The organism is Arthrobacter sp. YC-RL1, from assembly GCF_001454985.1.
Classification (GTDB): Bacteria; Actinomycetota; Actinomycetes; order Actinomycetales; family Micrococcaceae; genus Glutamicibacter; species Glutamicibacter soli.
In genome coordinates this window covers 3,504,628-3,530,898 of record NZ_CP013297.1, presented here as the reverse complement: position 1 = coordinate 3,530,898, position 26,271 = coordinate 3,504,628, and the positions used below count along the sequence as shown (strand labels likewise).

General features: G+C 65.4%; 21 protein-coding genes. 11 read left to right on the top strand and 10 right to left on the bottom strand.

The features are described 5' to 3' along the window. The first annotated feature begins 246 nt into the window (after positions 1-246). From ATC04_RS16245 to ATC04_RS16235, 3 genes are read left to right on the top strand one after another with little or no spacing between them, the layout of a single operon-like run. A complete protein-coding gene (locus ATC04_RS16245; RefSeq protein WP_047118037.1) occupies positions 247-960 on the top strand; it encodes a queuosine precursor transporter in 714 nt (237 codons plus the stop codon). A 60-nt stretch (positions 961-1,020) separates the two neighbouring features. Continuing rightward, a complete protein-coding gene (locus ATC04_RS16240; RefSeq protein WP_047118036.1) occupies positions 1,021-1,716 on the top strand; it encodes an ABC transporter ATP-binding protein in 696 nt (231 codons plus the stop codon). Positions 1,717-1,723: 7 nt separating this feature from the next. Next, on the top strand, positions 1,724-3,274 hold the full coding sequence (locus tag ATC04_RS16235) for a DUF6297 family protein (protein WP_047118035.1): 1,551 nt from the start codon (positions 1,724-1,726) through the stop codon (positions 3,272-3,274). A 51-nt stretch (positions 3,275-3,325) separates the two neighbouring features. Here the strand turns inward: ATC04_RS16235 and tgt are convergent, their stop codons facing one another. Continuing rightward, positions 3,326-4,624, bottom strand: a complete 1,299-nt coding sequence (gene tgt, locus ATC04_RS16230) for a tRNA guanosine(34) transglycosylase Tgt (RefSeq protein WP_047118034.1) — start codon at positions 4,622-4,624, stop codon at positions 3,326-3,328. A 143-nt stretch (positions 4,625-4,767) separates the two neighbouring features. Between tgt and ATC04_RS16225 the strand changes: the two genes are divergently transcribed. Further along, entirely contained in the window at positions 4,768-5,868 is a 1,101-nt protein-coding gene (locus ATC04_RS16225) for an FUSC family protein (RefSeq protein WP_231736010.1), read from the top strand. Here ATC04_RS16225 and ATC04_RS16220 read toward each other — a convergent pair. Further along, entirely contained in the window at positions 5,865-6,404 is a 540-nt protein-coding gene (locus ATC04_RS16220; RefSeq protein WP_047118032.1) for an NUDIX hydrolase family protein, read from the bottom strand. The genes ATC04_RS16225 and ATC04_RS16220 overlap by 4 nt on opposite strands. Before the next feature lie 216 nt (positions 6,405-6,620). Here ATC04_RS16220 and ATC04_RS16215 point away from each other — a divergent pair, with 216 nt between their 5' ends. Both ATC04_RS16215 and ATC04_RS16210 read left to right on the top strand, forming a co-directional pair. Continuing rightward, a complete protein-coding gene (locus ATC04_RS16215; RefSeq protein ID WP_231736008.1) occupies positions 6,621-8,048 on the top strand; it encodes an MDR family MFS transporter in 1,428 nt (475 codons plus the stop codon). A gap of 159 nt (positions 8,049-8,207) precedes the next feature. Further along, positions 8,208-8,984, top strand: coding sequence for an SDR family NAD(P)-dependent oxidoreductase (locus tag ATC04_RS16210; protein WP_047118030.1), 777 nt, complete (start codon positions 8,208-8,210; stop codon positions 8,982-8,984). Positions 8,985-9,008: 24 nt separating this feature from the next. Here the strand turns inward: ATC04_RS16210 and ATC04_RS16205 are convergent, their stop codons facing one another. The 6 genes from ATC04_RS16205 to ATC04_RS16185 all read right to left on the bottom strand — a co-directional run bounded on the left by ATC04_RS16205 (position 9,009) and on the right by ATC04_RS16185 (position 18,951). Continuing rightward, complete coding sequence (locus tag ATC04_RS16205) at positions 9,009-9,908, bottom strand: hypothetical protein (protein ID WP_047118029.1); 900 nt, start codon at positions 9,906-9,908, stop codon at positions 9,009-9,011. Positions 9,909-9,984: 76 nt separating this feature from the next. Then, positions 9,985-10,998, bottom strand: coding sequence for a pseudouridine synthase (locus ATC04_RS16200; RefSeq protein WP_047118220.1), 1,014 nt, complete (start codon positions 10,996-10,998; stop codon positions 9,985-9,987). A 47-nt stretch (positions 10,999-11,045) separates the two neighbouring features. Continuing rightward, positions 11,046-11,873 (bottom strand): DNA-formamidopyrimidine glycosylase family protein, encoded by an 828-nt coding sequence (locus tag ATC04_RS16195; protein ID WP_047118028.1) that lies wholly within the window; start codon positions 11,871-11,873, stop codon positions 11,046-11,048. A gap of 54 nt (positions 11,874-11,927) precedes the next feature. Then, entirely contained in the window at positions 11,928-16,592 is a 4,665-nt protein-coding gene (locus ATC04_RS16190) for an ATP-dependent helicase (RefSeq protein WP_047118027.1), read from the bottom strand. A 181-nt stretch (positions 16,593-16,773) separates the two neighbouring features. Continuing rightward, positions 16,774-18,171, bottom strand: a complete 1,398-nt coding sequence (locus ATC04_RS19005; protein ID WP_082123762.1) for an exonuclease domain-containing protein — start codon at positions 18,169-18,171, stop codon at positions 16,774-16,776. Positions 18,172-18,492: 321 nt separating this feature from the next. Beyond that, positions 18,493-18,951: a 23S rRNA (pseudouridine(1915)-N(3))-methyltransferase RlmH gene (locus ATC04_RS16185; protein WP_197413541.1), complete on the bottom strand. Its 459-nt coding sequence runs from the start codon at positions 18,949-18,951 to the stop codon at positions 18,493-18,495. 56 nt (positions 18,952-19,007) lie between these two features. On the opposite strand from ATC04_RS16185, the gene ATC04_RS16180 reads away from it, so the two are divergent. The 4 genes from ATC04_RS16180 to ATC04_RS16165 all read left to right on the top strand — a co-directional run bounded on the left by ATC04_RS16180 (position 19,008) and on the right by ATC04_RS16165 (position 23,088). Continuing rightward, positions 19,008-19,712, top strand: a complete 705-nt coding sequence (locus ATC04_RS16180) for a phosphatase PAP2 family protein (RefSeq protein WP_052772206.1) — start codon at positions 19,008-19,010, stop codon at positions 19,710-19,712. A 414-nt stretch (positions 19,713-20,126) separates the two neighbouring features. After that, positions 20,127-20,861, top strand: a complete 735-nt coding sequence (locus tag ATC04_RS16175) for an IclR family transcriptional regulator (RefSeq protein ID WP_160309066.1) — start codon at positions 20,127-20,129, stop codon at positions 20,859-20,861. Further along, the gene (gene hutG, locus ATC04_RS16170) at positions 20,858-21,796 is read left to right on the top strand and encodes a formimidoylglutamase (RefSeq protein WP_047118026.1); all 939 of its coding nucleotides are present in this window, start codon (positions 20,858-20,860) and stop codon (positions 21,794-21,796) included. The genes ATC04_RS16175 and hutG overlap by 4 nt, the downstream gene beginning before the upstream one ends. Before the next feature lie 5 nt (positions 21,797-21,801). Further along, positions 21,802-23,088 (top strand): sodium/glutamate symporter, encoded by a 1,287-nt coding sequence (locus ATC04_RS16165; protein WP_047118025.1) that lies wholly within the window; start codon positions 21,802-21,804, stop codon positions 23,086-23,088. A 72-nt stretch (positions 23,089-23,160) separates the two neighbouring features. On the opposite strand, the gene ATC04_RS16160 is transcribed toward ATC04_RS16165, so the two are convergent. Next, positions 23,161-24,132: a D-2-hydroxyacid dehydrogenase family protein gene (locus ATC04_RS16160; protein ID WP_047118024.1), complete on the bottom strand. Its 972-nt coding sequence runs from the start codon at positions 24,130-24,132 to the stop codon at positions 23,161-23,163. Positions 24,133-24,245: 113 nt separating this feature from the next. On the opposite strand from ATC04_RS16160, the gene ATC04_RS16155 reads away from it, so the two are divergent. After that, a complete protein-coding gene (locus ATC04_RS16155; protein WP_052772204.1) occupies positions 24,246-25,370 on the top strand; it encodes a hypothetical protein in 1,125 nt (374 codons plus the stop codon). A gap of 130 nt (positions 25,371-25,500) precedes the next feature. Here ATC04_RS16155 and ATC04_RS16150 read toward each other — a convergent pair whose 3' ends face one another. Further along, positions 25,501-26,271 (bottom strand): hypothetical protein, encoded by a 771-nt coding sequence (locus ATC04_RS16150; protein WP_152666763.1) that lies wholly within the window; start codon positions 26,269-26,271, stop codon positions 25,501-25,503.

Sequence of the window (26,271 nt, the reverse complement as noted above, 5' to 3'; positions counted from 1 at the left end):
CTCGATTTCATGTTCCAAAGAAGTTCAAGTGAGATGTCTCTTTTGCAACTCTTGAATACGCGAATCATTGTTACTATGAAGTAGGTCACTCGGCGGGGCATGCTGGTGCATGGGATACTTGCTGGGTAAGTGCTAATACAGCGGGACAGCATGCTGAACGCCCTGCGCATCTCGAACCACGTACCGTGGCGAGGCGGCATCGGCCAAGGGCGGTCCTGGCGAACCACTTTGACAAGGAAAATAATCATGGGCGAATCCAACGCCAAAACCACTCTGCCCCCATCTTCAAAGGCGGTTTTCGCCGCTGCGGGGTCCCCGTACTTCTCCACCGTTCTGACCCTGATGGGAGCGGTGGTCATCCTCTCGAACATCGGCGCTTCCAAGGGCGTCACCCTAGGCCCGCTGGTGACCGATGGCGGGTTCTTCCTGTTTCCACTGGCCTATATCCTCGGCGACGTCATTTCCGAGGTCTACGGGCTGAAGGCGGCGCGGCGGTCGATCATCACCACCTTCGTGCTCGCATTCTTCGCGGTGGCCTGCTTCTGGATCATGATCCAGCTGCCAGCCGCCGACTTCTACGACGGCCAAGAAGCCCTTGAGCGTACGCTCGGACCGATCTGGCAGATCGTTGCCGCCTCGGCCGCCGGTTTCCTGGTGGGCCAGCTGGCCAACTCGTGGGTGCTGGTCAAGCTCAAGGAACGCACGGGCGAACGCGGACTGGTCGCGCGCCTGATCGGTTCCAGCGGCGTCGGCGAGCTGCTGGACACCATCATCTTCTGCGCCATCGCAGCTCCGGTCATCGGCATTGCCGACGCCCCGACGTTCATCAACTACGTGGTGGTCGGTTTCCTCTACAAGACCGCCGTGGAGATTATTTTCGTCCCCGTCACCTCGTTGGTGATCCGCTGGTTCAAGAAGCGCGAGCCGGGATACGGGCGGCTGGCGGCCGGACAGGAGTAATCCTCCAAGTCATCATTTCGAGCGACTCCCTGCCGTGCTCGCGCTCGATACGCTGGGCAGATGGCGACAGAATCAGAGACCCGGACGCATCTGGAAGCCCGCGGACTGGTCATCGGCTATCCGGAGCGCACAATCTGCGGCCCCCTGAACCTGAAGATCGGCACCGGCGACGGGCTGGGAATCATCGGTTCCAACGGCAGCGGCAAATCCACTTTGCTGGCAACCCTGCTCGGACGCACCCCGGCCCAATCCGGTGAAACAGCGTTCCGCGGCCTGCCCCTGGACGAGGATTCGCTGGACTTCCGCCGGAACGTTGCCGTGCAGGTCAGCGACGGCGCGTTCTTCGAAGAACTGAGTGTCGCCGAGCACCTGGAAATGGTGGCACGGGGGCATTCGGTGCCCGGCTGGGAAAAGAAAGTCCAGAACGAGCTGGAGTTCTTCGAGCTCACGACGGTCGCCGGCCACCTTCCGGGGGAACTCTCCTCGGGACAACGGCGCAAGCTGCTGCTCGCCGCGACGCTGATCCGCCCGGCCGAGCTCCTGATCCTCGACGAGCCCGAACAGCGCCTGGACCTGAGGATCCGCCAGCAGTTCTACGAGCGGCTGGCCGGGCTGCGCCGCGAAGCGGTCAGCATCTTGGCGGTGACGCACGATCCTGCCATGCTGCGGCTGTGCCTGGACCAGGCGCTCCTGCTGGACGGCGACACCGGGGAATACCTGGAGTCCGAGCGCGGAGCGCAGTGGCTTGAACGCTAGTCCAGGCATGCCATCGGCCACCAGTTACGATCCGCGCGAGATCCTTCGACGTGTGCGTTCGGCGCGCAGTTTTTCCGAACGCTTCGACTCGTTCTCCGACATCTACGTCTGGGTGCTCGCCGCCATCGTGGCGCTGACCTATCTGGCCAGCGCCCTCTATGGAACGATCTTCGTGCTGCTGGGCGAAGGCGTGCCGCACCTGGAGCTGGCCAGCGCGCGGTGGAGCCTTGATGCGGTGGTGCTGTTCCTGCTGCCGGTGCTGCTGTTGTTGGTCTTCCGGCTCATGCTTTATCTCGGTCCCAACGCCGTGGGACCCCAGCAGGCCGACTGGTGGTTGCCCCTGCCGGCGGACCGCCGGGTGCTGCTGCTCCCGGCTTGGCGCCGTGCACTGGGGCTGGGCGCCGCTGCCGGCATTTTCCTCGGGCTGCTGTGGGTGCTGGCGCTCTTCGCGCTGACGGGTACCTGGTCCCCGCCGCTGCTGATGTGGGCAGTGGGCTTTTTCGCGCTGGCCGGGCTCGGCTCGGCGGCAGCGGCCGGAGTGCTTCAAGGCGCCGGACGCCAACAGGCCGCGAGGCGGTTCTGCTCCGCAGGGCTGCGGGTGCTCGCCGCCAGTTATGTGCTGCTGTGGGCGTCGCAGCTGTTCGGGATGGGCGCAGCCGACGCCGGGCAGGTGGCCTGGCAGCAGTCGCTGCTGGAGGTCGGGCTCTGGATGATTTTGTGCAGCGGCGCCCTGGCCGCCGCCGTGCCATGCATTCTCTGGTCATCGCGGCGGCTTGCCGGAACCCCCGGGGCGGCGCTGCGCGAGGGCGGGCTGCGCCAGCAGCAGCTTGCCGGAGCGATCATGCAGGCCGATGCGCGCGGCGTGCAACTGGATGCTGGCCGCAGGCGGAACCGCGGCAGTGGCCGGCTTGCCCGCGGGCTGCCGGTGGCCCTAGCGGTTATCGTCCTGCGCTGCGTGCGCGGAGGCTACTGGAAGCCGGCGCTGGGGTTCAGCGCGGCGATCCTGGTGCTGCTGCTCAGTGTCCGCGCTGCGGCCAATCCGCTGGCACTGGCCGGGGCTCTGGCAATCCTGTTGGTGGTCCTGGGCACGAGCCTGGCCGAGGTGCTCCGGCCCACCGCCACCCAGCCGGAGCTCGGGCTGATGATCGGGGTGGCCCGCAGCCAGATGGAGCGCGCAATGACCGTGGTCGCTGTGGGACTGTCGTTGGCGGTCCTGGGCTTCTGGAGTCTCGGGCTGTGGGGTATCGGAGCGCTGGCGGAGGCGACCTGGTGGGCTTGGGCCGCGGCCGTGCTGTTCGCCGCGCTGGGCCTGGCCTCGGCAGGCCTGGCGCACGCGCGGCGTGCGGAGCGCGACTGGGAAGAAATCTTCGCCGGAGCCGCGAATGAGATGTCCCTCGCGGCGGTGCTCATCCCGCAGGCCTGGACCCTGTTGCGCGCAGCCGCCTCGGGAGCTGCGCTGTATGTCCTGATCCTCGCCCCGGCGGCCGCCGTCCCGTGGGGGATCTGGGCGGTGTGCCTGCTCAGCGCCGCCCCGTCGCTTAAAAAGATCGCCGGGTGACGAACCCCGAATCCTGCGGAGGTTCGCCGCCCGGCGGGTGGTGCGCGGCTCCTACTTGGCAGGCTGCGCTACCGGCTGGCCCTGCGGGTCCGGTGCGCCGGCGTAGTAGCTGGCCAGCACCCGCTCCTTGAGCTGGAAGAACGTTCCGTCCTCGATCGCCTGGCGGGCGGACTCGACCAGGCTCACGGTGAAGTGCTCGTTGTGGATCGAGATCAGCGTGTGGCTGAGCAGCTCCTTGGCCTTGTACAGGTGGTGGATGTAGGCGCGGGAGAAATTCTGGCAGGCGTAGCATTCGCAGCCGTCCACCAGCGGGGTGAAATCGCGCTTGTACCGTGCTCCGGAGAGGTTGAAGCGGCCCCACGGGGTGTAGAACGCGGAGTTGCGCGCGACGCGGGTCGGGGAGACGCAGTCGAAGGTGTCAGCGCCGTTCTCGATCGCGGTGAAGATGTCGTCCGGCTCGGAAATGCCCAGCAGGTGCCGCGGCTTGTCCTCGGGCAGCTCCTCGGCGCACCAGCCGACGATGGTTCCCAGGTTCTCCTTCTCCAGCGCGCCGCCGATGCCGAAGCCGTCGAATGCCATGGCGCCGAGATCCCGGCAGGCCTTACGGCGCAGGTCTTCGTACTGCGCGCCCTGGATGACCCCGAACAACGCCTGGTAGTCCTTGCCCTCGCGGGAATCGGTCAGCGAGAAGTGCTCGGCAATGCAGCGCTCGGCCCAGCGGCGGGTGCGCTCCAGCGACTCGACCTGGTAGCCGCGCGAATTCTGCAGCGTGGTCAGCTCGTCGAAGGCGAACATGATGTCCGCGCCGATCTGGTGCTGCACGCCCATGGAGATCTCGGGGGAGAAGCGGTGGCGGTTTCCGTCCAGGTGGGACTTGAACCAGACGCCGTCCTCGTCCACGTTGGCCAGGCGTTCCTTGCCCGGGGCGACCGCGTCGTCCGGGCCTGACTGGTCCACGGACTTCATGTCGATGACCTTCTTGAAACCCGAGCCCAGGCTCATCACTTGGAATCCGCCGGAGTCGGTGAAGGTCGGGCCGTCCCAGCCCATGAACTTGCCCAGACCGCCGGCCTCGTCCAGGATGTCGGCGCCCGGCTGCAGGTACAGGTGGTAGGCGTTGGACAGCACCGCCTGGGCGCCGAGCTGCTTGACGTGCTCGGGGGTCAGCGCCTTGACTGTCGCCTTGGTGCCGACGGCGATGAACGCAGGGGTCTTCACTTCGCCATGCGGCGTGCGGATCACGCCGGTGCGTCCGAGCATCGGGGTTCCGTCCTCGGCAGTCAGTCGGGTCCCGACTTCAAAGCCGAATTCTTGCTGGCGCGGGTGGGGGGCACTGGGATCAAAGTTCATATCGGGCACGTACCAAGTTTGCCGTATTAAAGAGCCGGTGAGTAAAACGACAGTGTGATCCGGCCCCGAAACCTAGGCTTTCACATGGGAAAGAGCGAATAATGGAGGCTGTCTTGTTGTGTGCAACGCGACGGAAGGAAGCTGTGGGTCTAGAGCAATTGAAAGAATCCGCGAAGTCATTGATCACGCTGGGCCCTGCCCGCAAGGACCACTGGATCGGCCTGCGTACCGCCGTCGGCGTTTTCGCCCCGCTGATCTTCCTGATGGCCATCGACCGCCTGGACCTGGTGGTGTTCGCGGTCTTCGGCGCCTTCGTCGGCGTCTACGGCCGGGTGGACGGCTACTGGAACCGCCTGCGCATGCAGGTGCGTTCAAGCGCGCTGCTGTTCGGCGTCATCGCCGCGGCGCTGGCCGCTTCCCACCTGTGGATCGCCCACGACCAGCCGGAGCTCAAGGCATGGCAAATCGTCGGCGCCACGACGCTGGTTGCGGGGCTCTGCTCGGTGCTCGTTGGATTCCTGCGGCTGCGTCCGGCCGGTTCGCTGTTCCACATCTTCGCGTTTGCCGCGATTGCCTCCATTTCCAACCCGGTCCCGGCCTGGCAGGGACTGCTGGTGGCGGTGCTGACCATGATGCTGGCGCTGGTGATCGGCGCGGCCGGAGCATTGGGCCAGTGGTCGAGCCTGTGGCAGCGCACGCCGCTGCCACCGCTGTCGGACAACGTCCGCTCCGCGATCTGGTGGGAAGGGCTGTTCTACATCCTGACCGCCGGCATCGCCGGAGCCCTGGCCAACATCGTGGGAAGTCGGCTGGAAGCCGGCCACAACTACTGGGCCATGGTGGCCGCGGTGGTGCCGCTGGTCGGGCACACCACCAAGCTCAGGATGCGCCGCGGCATCCACCGCGTGCTGGGAACCCTGGTCGGGCTGGTGCTCATGGCGCTGCTGATCGTGCTGAATCCGCCGTTGTGGCTGCTGCTGACGCTGATCGGATTCTTCCAGTTCATGGCCGAGATGCTGGTCATGCGCAACTACTTCATGGCGCAGATCTTCGTCACCCCGCTGGCGCTGGTGGGCGTCTCCGTGATGTCGGGACTGTCCACGGCGCTGCTCTACGACCGCATGGTGGAAACCGTGATCGGTTCCGTGGTCGGCATCCTCGGGGTGCTCCTGGGGAGCTGGTTTGGCGGGATCAAGCGGCGCCAGGCCGGCATCGACCCGCCAAACCCGGGCAAGCAGTTTTAGATATTCACTCCGACGTGGGCTAATGCCTGCCGAAGAATATTTTCGCGGCCTCCGGCGAACTCGCCCTGGATGTCGCTGCTCAGCGCTTCGGCAGGGGTGAGCCAGGTCAGTTCCAGCGCGTCCTGGCGTGGCGAGGACTCGCCGCGCACCGGCACGATATAGCACATGGAGACCGCATGCTGGCGGTCGTCGGTCAGCCCGGTTTCGCTGGGCGCCGGGAAGTACTCGGCCACGGTGAACGGCACCGGGGACGCCGGGAGCTGCGGCAGCACCATGGTGCCCAGATCCTTCTCGATGTGCCGGATCAATGCGGCACGGATCGTTTCGCGGTACATGACGCGTCCGGAGACGAAGGTGCGCAACATGCGCCCGTCGTTGTCCGCGGTCAGCAGCAGGCCGACCTCGTTGACGTAGCCCAGCGGGTCCAAGCGCACCGGAATGGCCTCGACGTACAGCATGGGAAGGCGCTGGCGGGCCTCGTAGAGATCTTCCTCAGAGAGCCATCCAGGGTAGGGATCAGGCGTGCGCACGTTCATGGTTCCATCTTGGTACACAAACACCTCTTAGGCCATGAATCTGTATCCGTGTTGCGCAACTCACCAATCTGTTGCGCCTGCGCCCTAGTATCGCGCCGAGGCGCTCTGTAGAATTGATTGGGCTATCCCAATCAGAATGCATCTGACCCTGGATCGGCCGACCATTCTCGCACTTCTCTTGGAAGCAGACCTGTTGTGTCACACGCTCCGGACCGCTTGAGCAAACAAAATTTCACGACGATTGCCGTGCTGATCGTCTCCAGCTTCGTTGTCATCCTCAATGAAACCATCATGAACGTGGCACTGCCCGTGCTGATGGAGGAATTCAACGTCACCGCCGACGCCATCCAGTGGCTCGCCACGATCTTCATGCTGACCATGGCGGTGGTCATCCCGACCACCGGATTCCTGCTGCAGCGGCTGAGCACCCGCAAGGTCTTCGTGCTGGCCATCGGCCTGTTCACCCTGGGCACCGTGCTGGCCGCGGTCTCCCCGGGCTTCTCCGTGCTGCTGGTCGCCCGCGTCATCCAGGCCTGCGGCACCGCGATCATGATGCCGTTGCTGATGACCACGATCCTCGACCTGGTGCCGCCGGCACGCCGCGGGGTGCTGATGGGCAACGTGTCGATCGTGATCTCGGTGGCCCCTGCCATCGGCCCGACCCTGTCCGGCATCATCCTGCAGTACCTGTCCTGGCGGTTCATGTTCATCGTGATCATCCCGATCGCCGTGGCGGCGCTGCTGATCGGCACCCCGCGCCTGTCCAACGAACCGGGCGACAACTCCGCGCCGCTGTCCATCCCGTCGCTGATCCTGGCCGTGCCGGGCTTCGGCGGCCTGGTCTACGGCCTGAGCGGCCTGTCGGCCGGCGTGACCCCGCTGGGCCTCGGGATCCTGGCGGTCTCGGTGCTGTGCCTGACCGCCTTTGTGCTGCTGCAGGTCAAGCTGCAGCACGGGGACAAGGCCCTGCTGGACCTGCGCTCGCTGACCTACCGCGACTTCACGCTGTCGCTGGCGCTGATGATGTGCGCGATGATTTCCCTGTTCGGCGTGATCATCCTGCTGCCGCTGTTCTTCACGACGGTGCTGGGCATCGAGACGCTGACCACCGGCCTGATCATGCTGCCCGGCGGCCTGCTCATGGGCCTGCTGGCCCCGCTGGTCGGCAAGCTCTACGACAAGGTCGGCGCCCGCCCGCTGATCGTTCCGGGCTCCATCATCCTGCTGGCGTCGCTGTTCGGCTACGCGCTGATCCTGAACGCCGCCACCCCGATCTGGCTGCTGGTTCTGCTGCACCTGGTCATGAGCCTGGGCCTGGCCTTCATCTTCACCCCGGCGTTCACCACCGCGCTGAACCCGCTGCCGCACCACCTGCACTCGCACGGCTCGGCGCTGCTCTCCACCCTGCAGCAGCTGGCCGGCGCCATGGGCACCGCGCTGATCGTCGGCGTGGTGGCCGCGTCCACCGCCTCGAAGATCGCCGCAGGCACGGACGTCGTCACCGCGACGGTTCAGGGCTTCAAGCCCGGCTTCCTGGTGGGCGCCGCGTGCAGCATCGGCATCCTGGTCATCGGGATCCTGCTCGGCGGCAAGAAGCAGGAGACCCAGCAGCCTTCCGACCAGGCTCCGGTGGCATCCCACTAGCCAGAGCGGAATTCTCCGGCTTTGCCGCGCAGCCCGGCACCCTCGTGGTGCCGGGCTTTTGCGTGCCAGCGGGCTCCCGGGCACCGGGAGCCGGATCTTCACCTTTGTCCATGCGGGCGATAGGCTGACCGGAGATTCACGACTATCGAAGGGGTTTGCATGCAGCTACGGGATTCGGTCGCGCTGGTGACCGGCGGACTGTCCGGGTTGGGACGGGCCACGGCCCAGAAACTGGCTGCGCAGGCCAAGCACGTGGTGGTGCTGGACCTGCCGCGCGAGGACGGGGATGAAATCGCCGCGGCGATCGGCGCGAACGTGCGCTACGCCCCGGCGGACGTCACCAGTTCCGAGGAAGTGGCCGACGTGATGGAGCGCGTGCGCGAGCTGGGCCAGCTGCGGGTGCTGGTGAACTGCGCAGGGGTGGCAACCCCGGGCAAGGTGCTGGGACGCGAGGGCGTGCTGCCGCTGGAGAAGTTCGCCAAGGTGCTCCAGATCAATGTCAACGGCACGTTCAACGTGATCCGCCTGGGTGCCGAGCTGATGGCGCACAGCGAGTCGCTCATCGATGCGCAGGGCACCGCCGAGCGCGGGGTCATCATCAACACCGCCTCCGTGGCGGCCTTCGACGGGCAGATCGGGCAGCCGGCCTACGCCGCCTCCAAGGGCGCCGTGGCCGCAATGACGCTGCCGCTGGCCCGTGAGCTGGCGCAGCACCAGATCCGCGTCATGACCATCGCCCCGGGCATCTTCCAGACGCCGATGATGGCAGGGCTGCCGCAGGCGGCGCAGGATTCGCTCGGCGCGCAGGTGCCGCACCCTTCGCGGTTGGGCCGCCCGGAGGAGTACGCGGCCTTGGTGGAGCACATCGTGGCCAACCCGATGCTCAACGGGGAGACGATCCGTTTGGACGGCGCCATCCGCATGGCGCCGCGCTAAACCCGCGGCGCCGGTGGGCCGGACTCAGAAATCCAGGGTCCGGCCCGCCTGCACCCGATGCTCGGCGTGGCTGATCTGGAACCGCCGGTTCTCCGCGCAGACGAACACCACGATCGCCAGGAACACCCACAGCACGCAGGCCCACAGCGGGGTGGCGCCCAGCATCCAGCCCTGGGCCGCGGCAGCGGCCAGCGCCAGGCCGAACCCGCTGGCGAAGGCATGCCTGCCGCGTTCGGAGTGGGCGAACACCGCCGCCGGCACCGCGGCGGCCACCGCGACCAGCGACACCGCCAGCGCATGGCCCGGCTCGTTCCAGCCGGCGGCTGCGAACACCAGCTGCAGCGTGTAGACCAGGGCGAATCCGGCGAAGAAGCCCAGCGGCATGTCCGTGGCGATACGCTCGGTCCGGTTGCGGGCGGTATTCAGGTTCAGCTGGTGCACCCCGTACAGCGCGATCCCGGCGGCCGCCGCGGAGACCGCCGCGGCGGTCCAGGGCAAGAACCCGGAGGCGAGCGTCAGCGCGCAGCTCAGCAGGGCCGCAGCGCTCAGCGCATGGATGCCGGCCGCGCGCTGCCGGCGCGAGGAGAGCTGGGCAGGCAGGGCGCTGAAGGCGGCGCTGGCGATCAGCGCGATCCCGATGACCGGCCAGATCACCGCATGCACCAGCCCGGTATCCAGCAGGCTGGCCTGGCTGCGGGCATCCATCCCGGCGCCGAAGGCCAGCGAGGTGGCCAGCAGCAGCACCCCGGACAGGGCGAACAGCCCGGCGCGGACCTTGTCGAAGACTTCCACCGCGGGATTGGGCCGCAGGTCAGGGGCCGTATAGGGCAGCTCGAACGCAGGCCTGCGCGCGGACTCGGCGATGGCCCGCTGGGCGGAGCCCACCAGGGTGCGCAGCTGCATATTGGGCTGTGGCTCGGCCATGGCATACCATCCTTCGTCGGGCCCGTGCAGGGGTGTGCAACAGCCTAGGGTAAATATGCCGAGGTGAGAAGAGGCGCTAGGCGGCCGGGGCTTCGCGCAGGCTCTGCGCGGAACTGAAGCTGCGCGCGGCGCCGGTGATCGGGTCGGTGAAGGAAATGGTGTGCGCCAGCAGCTGCAGCGGGCGGTCGTAGTCGTCCGGCGCCAGGTCCCACAGCCGCGGGTAGAAGGCATCGTTGACGATGCCCAGGCCCAGCGAGGCGAGGTGGATGCGCAGCTGGTGGGTTTTGCCCGAATGCGGCTCCAGATCCATCAGCGCCACCTCGGTGCCCGCGTGGAATCCGGCGCTGCGGCCGATGGCCTCCACGCTGATCAGCGTCTGCGCGTTGGGCTCGCCGTCCTCGACGATCGAGCGCAATTGGCCCTTGACCTTGGACATGCGGTTCTCGTAGGTCATCGGCATGCCAGCCAGCAGGGCGCGCAGTTCTTCGCTGGTGCGTTGCTGGCTGTGCTCCCCATTGGCCTGCAGCACCACGCCGGTCTCCAGCCCGTCGCCGGGGGCCAGCGCGACCACCGCCTTGTAGCGTTTGGCGATCTCGCGGCGCTCGAAGAGCATCTGGTAGGCGCCGCGGGTTTCCGGGTTGACGGCGAAGAGGATCACCCCGGCGGTGGCCCGGTCCAGCCGGTGCATCGGCACCAGATCGTCGATGCCGGTCTGGTTGCGCAGCCGCACCAGGGCGGATTCCTGGATGAACTTGCCGCCCGGAGTGGTGGGCAGGAAGTGCGGTTTGTCCACCACCAGCAGGTGCTCGTCCTGGTGGAGGATCTTGGCTTCGAAGGGGATCGGGATCTCCACCGGCAGCGAGCGGTAGTACCAGATGAACTCGTGCTCGCCCATAGGCGTCTGCCGGTCCAGCTTCACCCCGCCGATTCCCACGATCTCGCCGTCATCGAAGCGGCGCAGGATGCCCTCGGGGTCCACATGCCCGAACCGTTCGAGCAGATACTGGGCCACCGTATCCCATGGACCGGTGCGCGGCAGGTGCAGACGGGTGGCGTTGACGCCGTTGCGGACGGGGAGCGGAGATGCCATGGCCATGGCTCCCATTCTTTCATCTTTGCCCCGGGCCGTTGTCCTCATCAGTGCGCAGCCGGCTGGCAGGAAGGGCAGAAGTAGCAGTCTCGCTCCAGGCCCGAATCCTCGGCCGCGATCTTCAGCAGCTGGATCTTCGCGCCGCAGCGCAGGCAGGGCTTGCCGGCGCGCCCGTACACCCAGTAGGGCTCGCGGGTCCGGGCCAGGCCGGTGGTGACCCTGCGGGAACGCTCCTTGTTGACTTCCAGCAGGCGCTGCGACATCTCGATGACCTTCCCGAGGTCCACGACCTGTCCCACGGGCGTGAGTGGGTGCAGCCGGGTGAGGAACAGGACCTCGCAGCGGTAGATGTTGCCCACCCCCGCCATCAGCCGCTGGTCCAGCAGCGCCTCGCCGATCCCGCGGTGCGGCTGCGCCCGGAAATTCGCGGCCGCCGCCTGCGCGTCCCAGCCGGGCCCCAGCAGGTCCGGGCCCAGATGCCCGACCAGCTGCGCTTCCTCGGCAGTGGGCACGAGCTTGACCTGGGCGATGTCGAAGCCGACCGCCACGACGCCGTCGCAGGCGAGCACCACGCGTGCGGTGTGCGCCGGACGCTTGAAGCGGGCTCCCGGACCGTAGAGATCCCACCGCCCCTCCATGAGCAGGTGCGAATGCAGGGTCAGCGGCGGCTGGTTGAAGGCAGGTTCCGCCGTGGCGGGAGGCTGCAGCCGCATGAGCAGGTGCTTGCCGCGCGGGAGGACCTCGGACACCGTGTAGCCGGCCAGGTCCACCGTGGACAGTGCCGGGACCCGGAAGTCCGAACGCAGGATGCTCTTCCCGGCCAGCGCATGGTGCAGCCTTGCGGTGGCCCGGTAAACGGAATCGCCTTCCGGCATGGTGCATCTCCTTTGCTGCTGCCAGCCGCCGCGTACAGCGCGCTGGTGTCCAGGCTACCGCCGGAAGCGGATGCCCTGCGGGGTCGAGTAGAAACCGGCGCCCAGCAGGGCGGCGGCCGCCGGGTGCTCCTGCACAGGTTCGCCGTTGACCGTGGCGATGGCGATCTTGTCCACCCCGGCACGGCGCAGCGCCGCAACCAGCCTGGCCGCCAGCAGCGCCCAGGCCTGCTCTCCGGGTTCGCCAAAGGCCAGCACGGTGCGTCCGCCGCGTTCGAGGTACAGCACCAGCTCGCCGTCCAGCATGCCCACGATCGCCCCGGCCTTGCGCCCGGGGCGGTGCCCGGTCTGCGTGGCGGGCCACGGCAGCGCCGCGCCATAGGGGTTGGCCGGGTCGGTGGCGGCTAGCACCACGGCTTCGGGCTGGCGGCGCGGGTCCTCGGGCAGCACGAAGCCGCGCAGCCGGTCAATGGTGTTCGAGGTGGAGAACTGCGCGGCGCCCAGCTTCTCGATGAAGTAGCCACGGCGCGCATGCCCGGCCTCCTCCAGCTTGGACAGCACCCGGTAAAGCTGTCCGAAGCCCCCCGGCACCGCCTCGGCGGCCACCGAGCCGCGGGTCAGCACCCCGTAGCGCTCAAGCATGATTTCCGCGGTGGCGTGCGCGGCGATGGTGGGGTCGCGCACCGGCTCGGGCAGCAGCGCCCAGCGCGCCGAACCGCGGGTGCTGCGCGCATGCACCACGCCCTGCTCGCGGGCCATGCGGCTGAGTCCGGACAGCCGGTTCAGCCGGGCGGCGCGGGCGCGCGGGGCGGGCTTGGCGATCTTGTGCGCGGTGCTGCCCCCGGCCAGGTAGCCGCGCACCGGCGCCAGGGTGTCAGGGGAGATGAACCCGGCCCAGAACAGCTGCCAGCAAGCCCCGGTGATCTCCTGCTCGCTGGGCGGGCGCCCCTCGCCGGGGTGGATGCGCGCGGCGATCTCCTGCACGAAGTACGCGCCGGTCGGGTCGAAGGATTCAAGCACCCGGCGGGCCAGCGCATCCAGCGGCGCGGGGTCCGGGATCGGCAGGCTCAGCGGGGCATGCTCGGCGGTATGCAGCGAGAGCCAGCCGTCCTTGCCCCCGGCCGCGCCGGCGCCGCAGATGAGCACGTCCCCGGCGCTGGTCAGCTCGTCCAGCCAGGCGCTCTGGTAGCCGGGCAGCCGGGCAGGCAGCACAAAGGACTCCAGCGCGGAGGCGGGCAGCTCGACGCCTGCCAGCTGCATCGCCACCTCGTAGACTCCGTCGCTGCCCTCCAGCCGGGAGCCGACCTGCTGCCAGGCCGGCAGGAAACGCGCGAAAGCCAGCTGGTCCACCGGCTCCACCTCGGCGCGCAGGGCGGCCAGCGAGCGGGTGCGGATGGTGCGCAGCACCTGCACGTCGCAGTACTCGTCCCCGCTGACGCCCTCGGGAATCAGCTCCACCGGGCGGAATGCTCCCAGCGAGAGCCGCCCGGCGGCGGTCATGGCATCCAGCACCGGGCGCAGCACCGCCACGCCCAGGCCCAGCACCCCGGAGATCTCGGTGAGCGTGAACGGGGCGTGGGTGCGGGCATAGCGCGAAACCAGGTCCTCGACGGGCTGGGCCGCGGGCTCCAGGAAGGCGGCGGGGATGCCGGTGGGCAGCGGGGTGCCCAGTGCGTCGCGCAGCTTGGCCGCGTCCTCGATTCCCGCGTAGGCCAGCTGCCCGCCGATCCGCAGGGTGAACGCACGCCGGGTGGCCACCAGCGATTCGGCGTGCGCGCGGGCCGCCGCCTCGGCCAGCGGGGCCTGCTCGTCGGCAGGATCACGCAGGCGTTCAGCCAGCTGAGCGGCGGTCAGGGGGCCCAGCAGCCGCAGCAGGTCCGCGGCCCCCTCCATGCCGGCCAGCCGGCGCTTGGGCGCCAGGTACTGCAGCTGCTGCGCCAGCTCGGCGATGACCTGCGGATCCAGGATCTCGCGCACGTCGTTGCGGCCCAGCAGCTCGCCCAGCAGCACCGGGTCCAGGCTCAGCGCCGCGGCCCGGCGTTCGGCCAGCGGAGCGTCGGATTCGTAGAGGAACTGCGCCACATAGCCGAAGAGCAGCGACTGCGCGAAGGGCGAAGGCAGCTCGGTGGTGACCTCCACCAGCCGGATGGCGCGCGAAGAGACCTGGGACAGGATCCGGGTCAGCGCTGGCAGGTCGTACACGTCGTTCAGGCATTCGCGTACGGTTTCCAGGATGATCGGGAAATCCGGGTAGTTGCGGGCCACGTCCAGCAGCTGGCTGGCGCGCTGGCGCTGCTGCCACAGCGGGGTGCGCTTGGTCGGGTTGATGCGCGGCAGCAGCAGCGCCCGGGCGGCGCATTCGCGGAAGCGCGCGGCGAACAGCGCCGAATTGGCCACCTGCCCGGTGACCAGATCCACGATCTCGTCGGACTCGAACGCGAACAGCTCGGCCCCGGGCGGCTCGTCGTCCATGGCGGGGATGCGCAGCACGATCCCGTCATCGGCGGCCATCGCGGAGGCGTCCAGCCCCCAGCGTTCACGCACCCGCGCACCGACTGCCAACGCCCACGGGGCGTGCACCGCCAGCCCGAAGGGCGAATGCAGGATCACCCGCCAGTCGCCCAGCTCGTCGTGGAAGCGCTCCACCACGAAGGTCTGGTGGTTGGGGACCTGCCCGGTGGCCTCGCGCTGCTCGCCCAGGTAGTTCAGCAGGTTCTGCGCGGCGAAGGCATCCAGTCCTCCTGCGCCCAGCACTTCGGCGGCCTCGGAGCGTTCGCGGGCCAGCAGGCCGGTGGTGAATTCGCCCAGCGCCGCGCCCAGCTCCACCGGTCGGCCCAGCCCGTCGCCGTGCCAGAAAGGCAGCTTGCCGGGCTGGCCGAAGGCGGGGGTGACCAGCACCCGGTCGTGGGTGATGTCCTCGATGCGCCAACTGGTGGCGCCCAGGGCGAACACGTCGCCCACCCGGGACTCGTAGACCATTTCCTCGTCCAGCTCGCCCACGCGTTTGGGCGCCTTGTCGTCCTCGGATCCGGCCAGGAACACGCCGAACAGCCCGCGGTCAGGGATGGTGCCGCCGGAGATCACGGCCAGGCGCTGCGCTCCGGGGCGCGCGGAGAGCACCCCGGCATCGCGGTCCCAGATGATCCGCGGCTTGAGCGTGGCGAATTCGTCGGAGGGGTACTTGCCGGTGAGCATGTCCAGCGTGGCCAGGTACACGCTGCGCGGCAGCTGCTGGTAGGGGGCCGCGCGCCGGACGGTGTCGAACCATGCCTCGACGTCCAGGTCTTCCATGGCCACCGCGGCAAGGGTCTGCTGGGCCAGCACATCGAGCGGATTGGCAGGGATCGCCATCTTCTCGATCTTGCCCTCGCGCATGCGGGTGACCACCAGCGCGGTGGAGAGCAGGTCGGCGCGGTGCTTGGGGAAGAAGATTCCCTGGGAGACCGAACCCACTTGGTGGCCTGCGCGGCCCACGCGCTGCAGTCCGGAAGACACCGAGTTGGGGGACTCGACCTGGATCACCAGGTCCACCAGCCCCATGTCGATGCCCAGTTCCAGCGAGCTGGTGGCGACCACCGCACGCAGCCGGCCGAGCTTCAAATCCTCCTCGATGGCCGCGCGGGCGTCCTTGGAGACCGAGCCGTGGTGGGCGCGGGCCAGCAGCGGCGCCTCGGGATCCGCGGCCGCGGTGGACCCGGCCTGCGCCATCATCACCGCGGGGGAGGAGGACAGCTGGTTCTCTACCGCGAAGCCCTCGCGCTCGGCATAGATTTCATTCAGCCGCCCGGTCAGCCGTTCGGCCAGCCGCCGGGAGTTGGCGAAGATGATGGTCGAGTGGTTGGCCAGCACCAGGTCCACCAGCTGGTTCTCCACGTGCGGCCAGATGCTGGCCGCGGCGGCCGGCGAGGAGCCGGGACCCAGGTCGTGGGCGGCGGCGGCGGAGGGCAGGTCGGTCATGTCCTCGACCGGAACCCGCACCTCAAGCTCCCATTGCTTGGTGGATTCCGGGCGCACGGTGTTCACCGGTGCGGAGCCGGCCAGGAAGCGCGCGACTTCCTCGGGCGGCTCGACGGTGGCTGACAGGCCGATGCGCTGTGCCGGGGCGGCGAGCAGGGAATCCAGCCGTTCCAGGGACAGCGCCAGATGGGTGCCGCGCTTGGTGTTGGCGATCGCGTGGATCTCGTCGATGATGACCGTGTGCACCTGCGACAGCGTGGTGCGCGCCTGGCTGGTCAGCATCAGGTACAGCGACTCGGGTGTGGTGATCAGGATGTCCGGGGGATTGCGCAGCAGCTGCCGGCGCTCGGAAGCGGGGGTGTCGCCCGAGCGCACGCCCACCGAGACCGAGGGCTGGGAGAGTCCCAGCTCGTGGGCGGTGGCCCGGATGCCCGCCAGCGGGGAGCGCAGGTTGCGCTCCACATCCACGCCCAGGGCCTTCAGCGGCGAAATGTAGAGCACCTTGGTACCGGTGCCCGTCGGATGGTCGCTGTCCTGGTCCAGTCCGGGCAGTGCCGGGGCATCCAATTCTGCGTGGTGCAGCCGATCCAGCGCCCAGAGGAAGGCCGCCAGGGTCTTGCCGGAGCCGGTCGGGGCGATGACCAGCGTGTGGTTGCCTTCGGAGATGGATGTCCAGGCACCGACCTGTGCGGTGGTCGGCTCGGTGAAGACTTCGGTGAACCACTTCTGGGTGGCCGCGCCGAAGCGGGTCAGGACATCGCTCATGGAATCGATCCTACGTTCTGCCACGGACAGCTGGAGGGCTTATTCGCCCTCGGTGATCTTGCGTAGCACTGTACCGTAAGGTCAAATACACCTTGGGCTTCCCTTTCCATGAAGTGAGGCTAGCGCCGGAGATCTCCGCACATAACGTTCAGTCAATACTGTGAAGGCCCACAACTCGGAACTATTTGCGTTTCGCAGCTCGGAAAGCGAAATAGCTGCCCAGCCCAAGTAGAGCTGAGAAAATCAAGAATGTAGTGCCGGCGACAGCATCGAAGCTATAGCCCGCTGCTGTGCAGAGTAGTGAGAATGCTGTTGCAAGTACGAGGAACCATGCTAAAACAGACAACGAGATCCGACGGAATCGCCGTGTAATTGACGTGGGTGGCGTCATACCTTCTTCTGTGATGACTGCCTTTATGTTCTCCTGCAGATCTGACGTCGCAATGAATTCATGCGACGTGAGACTTCCATCCGACTCCTCAGTATTGAATTGTGCAGGTGATGATTGGGTCGAAATGGGATACGAGTCGATAGGATTTTCGAATGCGATCGTTTTAGGAGAACGATCCTTCGTATTGACGGAAGTACCCAAAACTTCCAAATTCTCCTGAGCCGTTGATTCTTCTTCCTCGACAGGCTGAAGTTGAATTATTGAATTCGGCGCCATGCCAACCGCGACGTAGAATTCAGATTCACTCATCAGGCGAATTTGTTGTCCACGCTCAGTAATATACTTATATGCTTTCTTAGCTTTCGTTGAGCCACGGTCAAGCGCGAACCCTGGGGCATGCGGATTTTCAGAGCAGATTACCAATATCGAAGTTTTAAGCGTTGTCCCGAGCTGAACTTTTGCGCCAAAGCTGGCTGCTAGTTCGAACGCTTGCATCCTACTTAGTAGTTCGAAGCCACCAGTGATTGTTAGGCCTTGGCCAAACAGCTCGTGTGTCGGGTCAGCTTCCATATTTGGTTCCGGCAGATCGTTCTTCTTGATTGATGTGCTAGCAGCATATGCTCGACCAGATTTGGATAGTGCGGATTTACTGGGAGTTACGGTTTGTAAATCGACCCAAGAAGAGACGCCAGCTCTTTTGGCAATTGCTAAAACCACTTGTGCGCAGACAAGAGAATCAGATTGCGCGTTGTGATGTTCTAGACCAGTGATTCCAAGTGCATCTGCTACCTGCGGCAGACTGCAATCCGGAAGCGCTAAATGAGCTTTGGCCAAGTCGCGCGAGCAAAACCAGTTGAAGTCCCCAAAATCAACACCAGACCATTCTGAAGCTTGTTTCCACACAGATTTATCGAATGGTGCGTAGTGAGCCACCACGAAGTCATCGCCAATGAAGTTTCGGATTCGAGCTGCTGATTCTACCCAAGTTGCTGCGTCAGTCACATCAGCTTTTGTGATTCCGTGAATTGCGATATTTCTATTGTCGAAATGATCGAATCCTTGTGGAGGTTTGATCAGCCATGACGTTTGAGCGACGATTTCGCCGTCTCGGACCTTTGCCATGCCAACGGCACACACTGAGGCGCGCTTGCCATTTGCGGTCTCGAAATCAATCGCCGTGAAATCCATTCTTAACACCTTCCCCAGGGCTGAACGGTTTCATGCCGCGTTAGCCACTCAATTCCATCGAAATGTTCTCATCTTGGCGGAGCTACTATCTGTTTGTTCTAAACTTTACGCTGTCGCAGGGGCGAAACTGCGACGGGATCCGATCTATAAAGTTTTCAACGTACTCAGCAAGACGAAAATGTTTCTGGAGTTTGAGACATGCGAAGTTTTTAAAGCCGAGGATCTATAGAATGTTGTGGCTCCGCTTTTTTGAAGCAGCATGATTTCGTCTATTTTATGCGTTGACCAGTCAGCACCGAATTTATGAAACAGTCGACATGCCTAAATGTGGTGGTACTTGCCGCCGGCCAGGATGTCCTGGGCGCGGTAGAGCTGTTCGGTGAGGATCAGGCGGACCAGCTGGTGCGGGAACACCAGCTTGGACAGCGACCAGGTGAAGTTCGCCCGCGCGTGAACGGTTGGAGCAACGCCGTAGGCTCCGCCGATGATGATCACGACATTTCGCGAGGAGTCGATCGGCGTGCGCAGGGTATTGGCCAGCGCTGGGGAGTCGACGTTCTTCCCGCGCTCATCGAGCAGCACCACGAAGTCCCGGTCGTCGATTTTGGCCAGGATGCGGGCCGACTCCTCGGTGCGTGCCGCGTCGTTTTCCCGCGAGGAATGCGAGAGTAGCTGCCACGACAGGTCGAAGGGTTTCTTCAGCCGCTTCTCATAGCGGGAGATCCCCTCGTCCACCCAAGACTCATGCTTCTTGCCGACGGCCAACACCTTGATTGTCATGGTTCTATTCTTGCGCATAGCCGACAGTCAGCGAACACAGGGGGTCTGTGGATACGATGGAGACCATGCGATCTTCATGGTTTTTCCGCCCGGGTCAGCGATCACGCGGCGTGCAGGCGTTGTGGATCGCCTTTGGGCTCATCGTGGTGCTGTTCTATTTCACCCGGCGAATGCTGGTCTCCCTCAGGATCGGGGGATGGTCCAAGGATGTCGACCTGCCGGTCGAGCAGTGGGTTCTGGCTCACCAGGATCCTGTGTGGCACTCGGTTGCCACCGTGCTCTATCTCTGGGGATCAACGCCCGGCATGACGGTGACCATGGTGATCCTGACGGCAATCATTTGCCTGTGGGCGCGCAGCTGGTGGCCTTTGGCTACGGTCGCCTTCACCGCCTTGGGGTCGGTGCTGCTGACGGTGGTGCTCAAATCAGTGCTGCAGGTTGCGCGCCCGACTGGCGTGCCCGGAGGCCCTGCGCCGCCGGGGTCCTTCTCGTTCCCCAGCGGGCACACGCTGAATGCGGCAGCGCTGATTGGCATCGCCACCTACCTGGCTGTGGTCTACGGATTGCGTCGCTACGCATACCTGCTGGGCGGCATAGCGGTGTTGTTCGTCGCGGCCATGGGAGCCTCGAGGGTCTACCTTTCCCACCACTGGGTTTCTGACGTCCTAGTCGGCTTACTCATTGGCGCAGGCTGGGCGGCTGTTGTCGCTATCTTGCACTATTTCTTCGTCCCCTCGAAGAGGATTCGGCAATCTTCCTAGCTTGCTGAACATCTCCGGGTGGATGTGACATTAACTTCAAGTATGATTCCGACATCGCGGGCCGACTTATCGGCCTGCGATGCGCTCCTTAACGACCCTATTGGTGTTGCTCAACTAGCCCGGAGTTCAAAAGCGCCGCTTTAGCGCACGTCAGTACGCGAAACCTCGGGAGATTTCATGTTGTTCAACAATCCATTGGAGAATCTGGGCATGATTCCGGGGCGCTGCCGGTGAGGCACACCTTTTTCCAGCGACTGAGAATTTGCCCCGATTCATTCTCACTCGGTGAGAATTTCGATTTGTCCTCGCCGCATACATGACAGAACAATGGTTCATTGTGCCAATTTCCGCCGGCGGGCGGACCCGCACGAAAAAGTTGTTCACGGCCGTCCCCGGCCTCTCGATGAAGGTGTCATGAGCGTAAGGAAAGAGTCCGATTCACAGACCGCACGGGTCTTGTGGATTCTCTCTGCATTGGCGAAGGTTCCGCAGGCAAGCGTGCGCGAGCTGTCCACCGAAACCGGCATTCCGGTGAGCTCGGTGTACCGTCTGCTGGACCACCTGGTGTTCTCCGGCTTCGTCCACAAAACTTCCTCCGGACACTACGGCGCCGGCGCCGCGGCCGTGCAGCTTGCCGAACGTTACTGGGATTCCAGCCTGGCGAGCGGAACCGTCGCCCCCTACCTGCGCCAGCTGTCGCAGGACTCCGGCGAACTCGCCGCCTTCATCGTGGCCCATGGCGCCGAATCGGTGTGCGTGGAAACCATCGAGTCCACCCAGGCGTTGCGGTGCAGCTACTCGGTGGGCACTTCCCACCCGCTGACCCTCGGGGCCTCGGGCACCATGCTGATGGCCCTGATGTCCCGGGAGCAACGCGCCGAAATCTTCGACTTCCATGATGTCGATGCTCCGTCGAGGACACGCCTTGAGCAGGCCTGCGAATCGGCCTTCCGAGCGGGCTACGCAGTCAGCCTCTCTGAGGTGGAGGAAGGCGTCTGGTGCGTCAGCTCCCCGGTCACGGACCTGAACGGAGAGCTGCAAGCAGTGGTGAGCCTAATGGCTCCCGCCCAGCGCAGCCTCGAACGCCAAGCTGAACTGATCCAACAAACCTGCAGAACCGCACTGAGCCTGAGTGGAGGAATCAAATGACCTGGAAACAGGCAACCGACTGGACCGGACGCAACGATGGTCCCGGTCCGGAGCATGCCCGCTGGCACAACACCATCCAGGCCTGGACCGCCGGGGCCGAACCCGGCGCCGCGCTGCTGGGTTTCGCCAGCGACGAAGGCGTGCGCCGCAACAAGGGCCGAGTGGGTGCGCGCGACGGGGCGCAGGCCCTGCGCACCGCGCTGTCCTCCATTGCCCTGCACGAACCGGTCAAGCTCTACGACGCCGGAGACATCGAGGTCGACGGCGAAGACCTGGAATCCGGGCAAGAGGCCTTCGCGGACGTGCTGGCCCAGCTGCTGCGCGAAGGACACTTCACCGTGGGTCTTGGCGGAGGCCACGAAATCACCTTCGCCAGCTACGCCGGACTGGCCCGCGCCCTCGGCGAGGACTCCAGCTGGAGTCTGGGCATACTGAACATCGATGCGCACTTCGACCTGCGCGAGGCGCCGCTGCCGAGCTCCGGCACCGGTTTCGCGCAGATCGCCAAGGCCCAGGCAGCCGCCGGGCGCCCCTTCCGCTATGCGGCCGTGGGCATCAGCGAAGCAGCCAACACCAAGGTGCTCTTCGACCGCGCCGCCGAGCTTGGCGTCGAGGTGCTTCTGGACACCGAATGCCATCTGGGCAACCTGCAGGCGGTGCGCGAATTCATCGCGAACTTCGCCGACTCGGTGGACCACCTGTACCTGACCATCGACCTGGACGCGCTGCCGGCCAGCGTGGCACCGGGCGTCAGCGCCCCGGCCGGCTTCGGCGTCAGCCTTGAAATGGTCCGCGAGATCGTCTTGGCCGCCGCCCGCAGCGGCAAGCTCAAGCACGCAGATATTGCTGAGCTCAACCCTCTCTTTGACATCGATCAGCGCACCGCCCGCACTGGCGCGCGACTGCTCAATGACCTGATCTTGAACCGAGGTTAAGATATATGGAATTACAACTATCCTTGGTCCAGACCGCGGCACTGGCGCTGATCCTGCTGGTCTTCGGCGAGTTCGCCCGCCGCCGCGTCGCCTTTCTGGAGAAGTTCTGCATCCCGGCCCCCGTGGTCGGCGGCTTCCTGTTCGCCCTGCTGGTGCTCGTGCTGCGCCAGACCGGCACCGTGGAAATCAGCCTGGACACCTCCCTGCAGACCCCGGCGATGATCGCCTTCTTCACCACCATCGGCCTGGCAGGTTCGCTGGCGACCATCAAAAAGGGCGGCAAGCTGCTGCTGATCTACCTGGTGGCCTGCTGGACGCTGGCCTTCGCGCAGAACATCATCGGCATGGGCATGGCCAAGCTGCTTGGCGTGGACCCGATGCTGGGCATCATGGCCGGCGCGGTCAGCCTCGAAGGCGGACACGGCGGCGCCGCGGCCTTCGGCCCTACCGCTGAATCCATGGGCGTCGAAGGCGCCACCACCGTGGCCATCGCCTCGGCCACTTTCGGCCTGGTGGCAGGCAGCCTGATCGGCGGCATGCTCGCCAGCTTCCTGATGCACCGCCACAAGCTGGAAGTTCCTGCCAAGCCGCAGACGATCGCCCAGAAGGTCGGCGCAGGCTACGGCGTGAAGAAGCTTGCAGGCGGCGGCGGTTTCGCCGGCGGCCCGGCCACCGGAGAGGACCTCGACGAGGCCATCAAGCAGCCGGGCGACGAGATCAGCAACTACTCCTCGATCCTCTCCACCTCCACCATCATCGGCATCATCATGGTGCTGGGCATGCTGCTGGGCGACTGGATCGCGCAGATGACCGGCTTCTCGCTGCCCGCCTACGTGGGCGCCATGATCGCCGCGGTGATCTTCCGCAACCTGAACGACAAGTTCAACTGGGTGAAGATCAATGACGACTCGGTCAACCTGATCTCCCAGCTGACCCTCGGCTTCTTCCTGACCCAGGCCATGATGAGCCTGAAGATCTGGGAACTGGCGAACCTCGCCGGCCCGCTGTCCATCATCCTGCTGGTGCAGCTGGTGTTCATCACCCTGTTCAGCGCGATCGTGGTCTTCCGCATCATGGGCAAGAACTACGACGCGGCCACCATGGTCGCAGGTTTCATGGGCCACGGCCTGGGCGCGACCCCCAACGCCCTGGCGAACATGGACTCCTTCAACGCCAAGTACGGCGTGCGCTCGGAGAAGGCGTTCCTGATCGTGCCGCTGGCCGGCGCGGTGCTCATCGACCTGGTGGCGCTGCCCTGGATCGTGTGGTGCATGAACCTCGTGGCAGGTTAAATCCGCCCAACACCAAGTGCCCTCGGCGCATCGGGAATGCGATGCGCCGAGGGCACTGCTGTCTGCACGGGATTAATTCAGCACCCGCACCGGTTTGCCCTTGGCCCAGGCCCGGATGTCCGCGGCCGCGTCCTGGTAGAATATCGCGAACTGCTCCACGGTCACGTAGCCGATGTGCGGGGTGGCGATGACCCCGCGGGTTGCGGCCAGCCGGTCGCCTTGCGGCAGCGGCTCCACATCGAAGACGTCCACCGCAGCCAGGTAGAGCTGCTCGTTTTCCAACGCATCAATGAGCGCATCGGTCTGCACGATGCGGCTGCGCGAGGTGTTCACCAGGATCGCGTCAGGCTTCATCCAGGCCAGCTGCTTGGAGCCCACCACCCCGGTGCTGCGCTCGGAGAGCTTGAGGTGGATGGTCAGCACGTCGCTGGTCGCGAACAGCTCGTGCTCGCTGACCTTGCGCACGCCGACTTCCGCAGCGCGCTCCGCGGTCAGGTTCTGGCTGTAGGCGATCACGTGCATGCCGAAGGCCAGCCCGATCTTCGCCACGCGGGAGCCGAGGTTTCCCAGCCCGTAGACGCCCAGGGTCTTGCCCGACAAGCCGATGCCCATGGTGCTCTGCCACCCTGTGGAGTGCTCCAGCGGGCGCTGCGCGGAGAAAATCTCCACATCCAGGCGCCGGGCCGCGGCGAGGATCAGCGCCCAGGTGTGCTCGGCGGCGTCGGTGGCGATGTAGCCGGTATGGCTGACAACCACTCCGCGCTCCGCGGCCGCGTCGAGGTCGATGGAGCCGTTGCGCCGTCCGGTGGTCACCAGCAGCTTCAGGTTCGGCAGGGCCTGCAGCCGGGAGCGCGGAAACGGCGTGCGTTCGCGCATCGCGACGATGACGTCGAAGGGCTCAAGCGCCGCGATCACGGTGGCGTCGTCATGCCCCAGGAATTCGGTGAAGACGCTCAGTTCGGCGTCCAGCTCCTGGGCCAGGGACTGGAAATCGGCGAGCGTGCGGGAGATGTCGTGGTAATCGTCGAGGACGGCAATTCGCATGGCTCAATACTAAGCACCACCGGTGCCGGGAAACGAGAGTATTTCCCTTATTTCCGCTGACCAGCACGCACTCTGGCAGACTGGGTGGAAACTTCCGGGTGAAGGGAACATCCATGGACTTGAAACAATCCCTGCTCGCCGGGCGCCGCGGCCGCCGGCTGCTCAGCAGTATCGTGCTGTCCGGGACCGCCCCCGAGGCGCAACACCTGATGCGTTCGGTGTTCGACGCGTCCTTCGAATTGGCGCAGCAACGAGGCGACGGGGTTGTGCGCTTCACCATGGCCGAGGAAAGTGCAGGTGCAGAGCCGCAGGAATCCGCCGCGGATGAAACGGCGCCATCGATTGCCCAGATTGCGCAGATGCTCCGCACCGTGCCCCTGCCCGAAGCGATGCCCGAGCTGATTCGCTCAGCGCTGGCGGACAGCGTCGATTGGGCCATGTACTGGCAGCCTCCGGATGCCGAGGACACCTTGTTCGGCGACCCCCGACTCGTTCAAGCACTGGAGCGGGTAGCAGAGCATGTCGCGTCAACCGGCATCATCCAGAGCTGGATGGGCGCATCCACGCAGGCGAACCAGTGGATGATCACCTGGACGGGCGAAAGCGCCGAAGGCCAGTGGGAACCGGGCCTTGAACCTGCGCAATCCCAGCTGAAGGCGTGGAACCTCGATCTCGCGGAGAAAGAACGCGCCAGCAAGGCAGACCTGCGGGAAAAGATGGACCAGCTGGCCAGCGGGCACTGGTGGTCGAATCCGCCGGGCGGGCTGTACCGCAGCTTCGGAACCTTCGAGCTTGAAGAGCCCATCGGCCTGGCTTGTGTGGAGGACGGCATGGGATGGAGCTCGGCGCTGGTGCGGCGCCTGCAGATCGAATGCCGGAAGCCGGTATTCCACATCACCGAGCCAAGGCACTGGGCCGATTTGTGCCGCCGCTACCCGCTGGAAGTCAGCGCAACGATGCGGCGCAACTGGTTGGACACGACCGGGCGCGACGGGCTCTGGGTCCAGCCGGACTGGCAGGCCGTGGCCGAGGACTACGACGGGGTGCATCTGGGCCTTGGCGCCTATCTGGCCGGAGCGGGGGAGATCATCGCGGTGGATGCCCGGCGCGCCAGCGTCATCGCCGGATGGAACCCCGATGAGACCTACTGGTTCACCGATGCCGTGCAACCGGTGGACGAGGTGCGTACGTGGGGAATCAGTGATGCGGGTGGGCGCGATGTTTGGTTGCGAAGATAGCCTTTGCGGTGCGCATGGACCCGGCATTCAGGACACTCCAGCGGGACGGTCCGCACTCGCGCAGCTCCAAGCTGTTCGGGTGCAAGCCGCCCCGCAGATTTTTTAGCGCCAATGCGCGACATCGCGGCGGCTAATGCGGTTCGGCGCGCCGCATGCGGATGAATCCCACCGCAAACGGCAGGAGAACCCATAGGGCAAATGAGGACAACGCAGTGCCTATACTTCCGTCGCCGATCAAGGAATTGGACATCGAGGCGGTTTGCAGGAAAGGTCCGATGCCACCGGGCAGCAACAACAGCAGATTGTCGATGAGCAGCACTTGGATGATCACTATCACCACCGAAAGCGGCGTCGACAGCAACGCGGAGCCCAATGCCGCACCGCTCAGCGAACCGGCAAACGACAACACAATTAGCATGCCGAGGACCTCCAGCGAACCTTGGGCAGTCCAGGCCATCCCAAAGGCGCTGGCCAGCCCGAAACTAACTGCCAGGCCGGTCGCGACGAACGCCGCGCAAAGAGCGACGCCGATGAGCACGGAGGTCACCAGTTTCGCCAGGAAAACACGGTGGCGACGTGGTTCCAACGCCAGAATCGTCAGTATGTCCCGATGCTGCCAATCCATCGTATAGACCAGAATTCCAAGAATTGGGGTTCCCAAGGCAGCACATACGGTAAACGCCATCATGATGACTGAGAAGGACAACTCGGCTTCCTCCTGGGCAATTAGCACCCAGCACACTCCGAAGGACAGCAAGAGCCCAAGCCCAAGCATGCTCCACAGCACTGACTGCCCGGAACGAACCGTTGTCAGTTTCCGAAATTCCAGCCCCACCAAGCGGCCCAGTGTGGGCCGGGATCCAACAAGCGGTTGCCGTTCTGGTGTATCAGTGGTTTTCAT

Bases quoted from the DNA above. Each gene is read 5' to 3' on its own strand.
- ATC04_RS16245 (WP_047118037.1), top strand. From the start codon at position 247: ATGGGCGAATCCAACGCCAAAACCACTCTGCCCCCATCTTCAAAGGCG.
- ATC04_RS16240 (WP_047118036.1), top strand. From the start codon at position 1,021: ATGGCGACAGAATCAGAGACCCGGACGCATCTGGAAGCCCGCGGACTG.
- ATC04_RS16235 (WP_047118035.1), top strand. From the start codon at position 1,724: ATGCCATCGGCCACCAGTTACGATCCGCGCGAGATCCTTCGACGTGTG.
- tgt (WP_047118034.1), bottom strand. From the start codon at position 4,624: ATGAACTTTGATCCCAGTGCCCCCCACCCGCGCCAGCAAGAATTCGGC.
- ATC04_RS16220 (WP_047118032.1), bottom strand. From the start codon at position 6,404: ATGAACGTGCGCACGCCTGATCCCTACCCTGGATGGCTCTCTGAGGAA.
- ATC04_RS16210 (WP_047118030.1), top strand. From the start codon at position 8,208: ATGCAGCTACGGGATTCGGTCGCGCTGGTGACCGGCGGACTGTCCGGG.
- ATC04_RS16205 (WP_047118029.1), bottom strand. From the start codon at position 9,908: ATGGCCGAGCCACAGCCCAATATGCAGCTGCGCACCCTGGTGGGCTCC.
- ATC04_RS16200 (WP_047118220.1), bottom strand. From the start codon at position 10,998: ATGGCATCTCCGCTCCCCGTCCGCAACGGCGTCAACGCCACCCGTCTG.
- ATC04_RS16195 (WP_047118028.1), bottom strand. From the start codon at position 11,873: ATGCCGGAAGGCGATTCCGTTTACCGGGCCACCGCAAGGCTGCACCAT.
- ATC04_RS16190 (WP_047118027.1), bottom strand. From the start codon at position 16,592: ATGAGCGATGTCCTGACCCGCTTCGGCGCGGCCACCCAGAAGTGGTTC.
- ATC04_RS19005 (WP_082123762.1), bottom strand. From the start codon at position 18,171: ATGGATTTCACGGCGATTGATTTCGAGACCGCAAATGGCAAGCGCGCC.
- ATC04_RS16185 (WP_197413541.1), bottom strand. From the start codon at position 18,951: ATGACAATCAAGGTGTTGGCCGTCGGCAAGAAGCATGAGTCTTGGGTG.
- ATC04_RS16180 (WP_052772206.1), top strand. From the start codon at position 19,008: ATGGAGACCATGCGATCTTCATGGTTTTTCCGCCCGGGTCAGCGATCA.
- ATC04_RS16175 (WP_160309066.1), top strand. From the start codon at position 20,127: ATGAGCGTAAGGAAAGAGTCCGATTCACAGACCGCACGGGTCTTGTGG.
- hutG (WP_047118026.1), top strand. From the start codon at position 20,858: ATGACCTGGAAACAGGCAACCGACTGGACCGGACGCAACGATGGTCCC.
- ATC04_RS16165 (WP_047118025.1), top strand. From the start codon at position 21,802: ATGGAATTACAACTATCCTTGGTCCAGACCGCGGCACTGGCGCTGATC.
- ATC04_RS16160 (WP_047118024.1), bottom strand. From the start codon at position 24,132: ATGCGAATTGCCGTCCTCGACGATTACCACGACATCTCCCGCACGCTC.
- ATC04_RS16155 (WP_052772204.1), top strand. From the start codon at position 24,246: ATGGACTTGAAACAATCCCTGCTCGCCGGGCGCCGCGGCCGCCGGCTG.
- ATC04_RS16150 (WP_152666763.1), bottom strand. From the start codon at position 26,271: ATGAAAACCACTGATACACCAGAACGGCAACCGCTTGTTGGATCCCGG.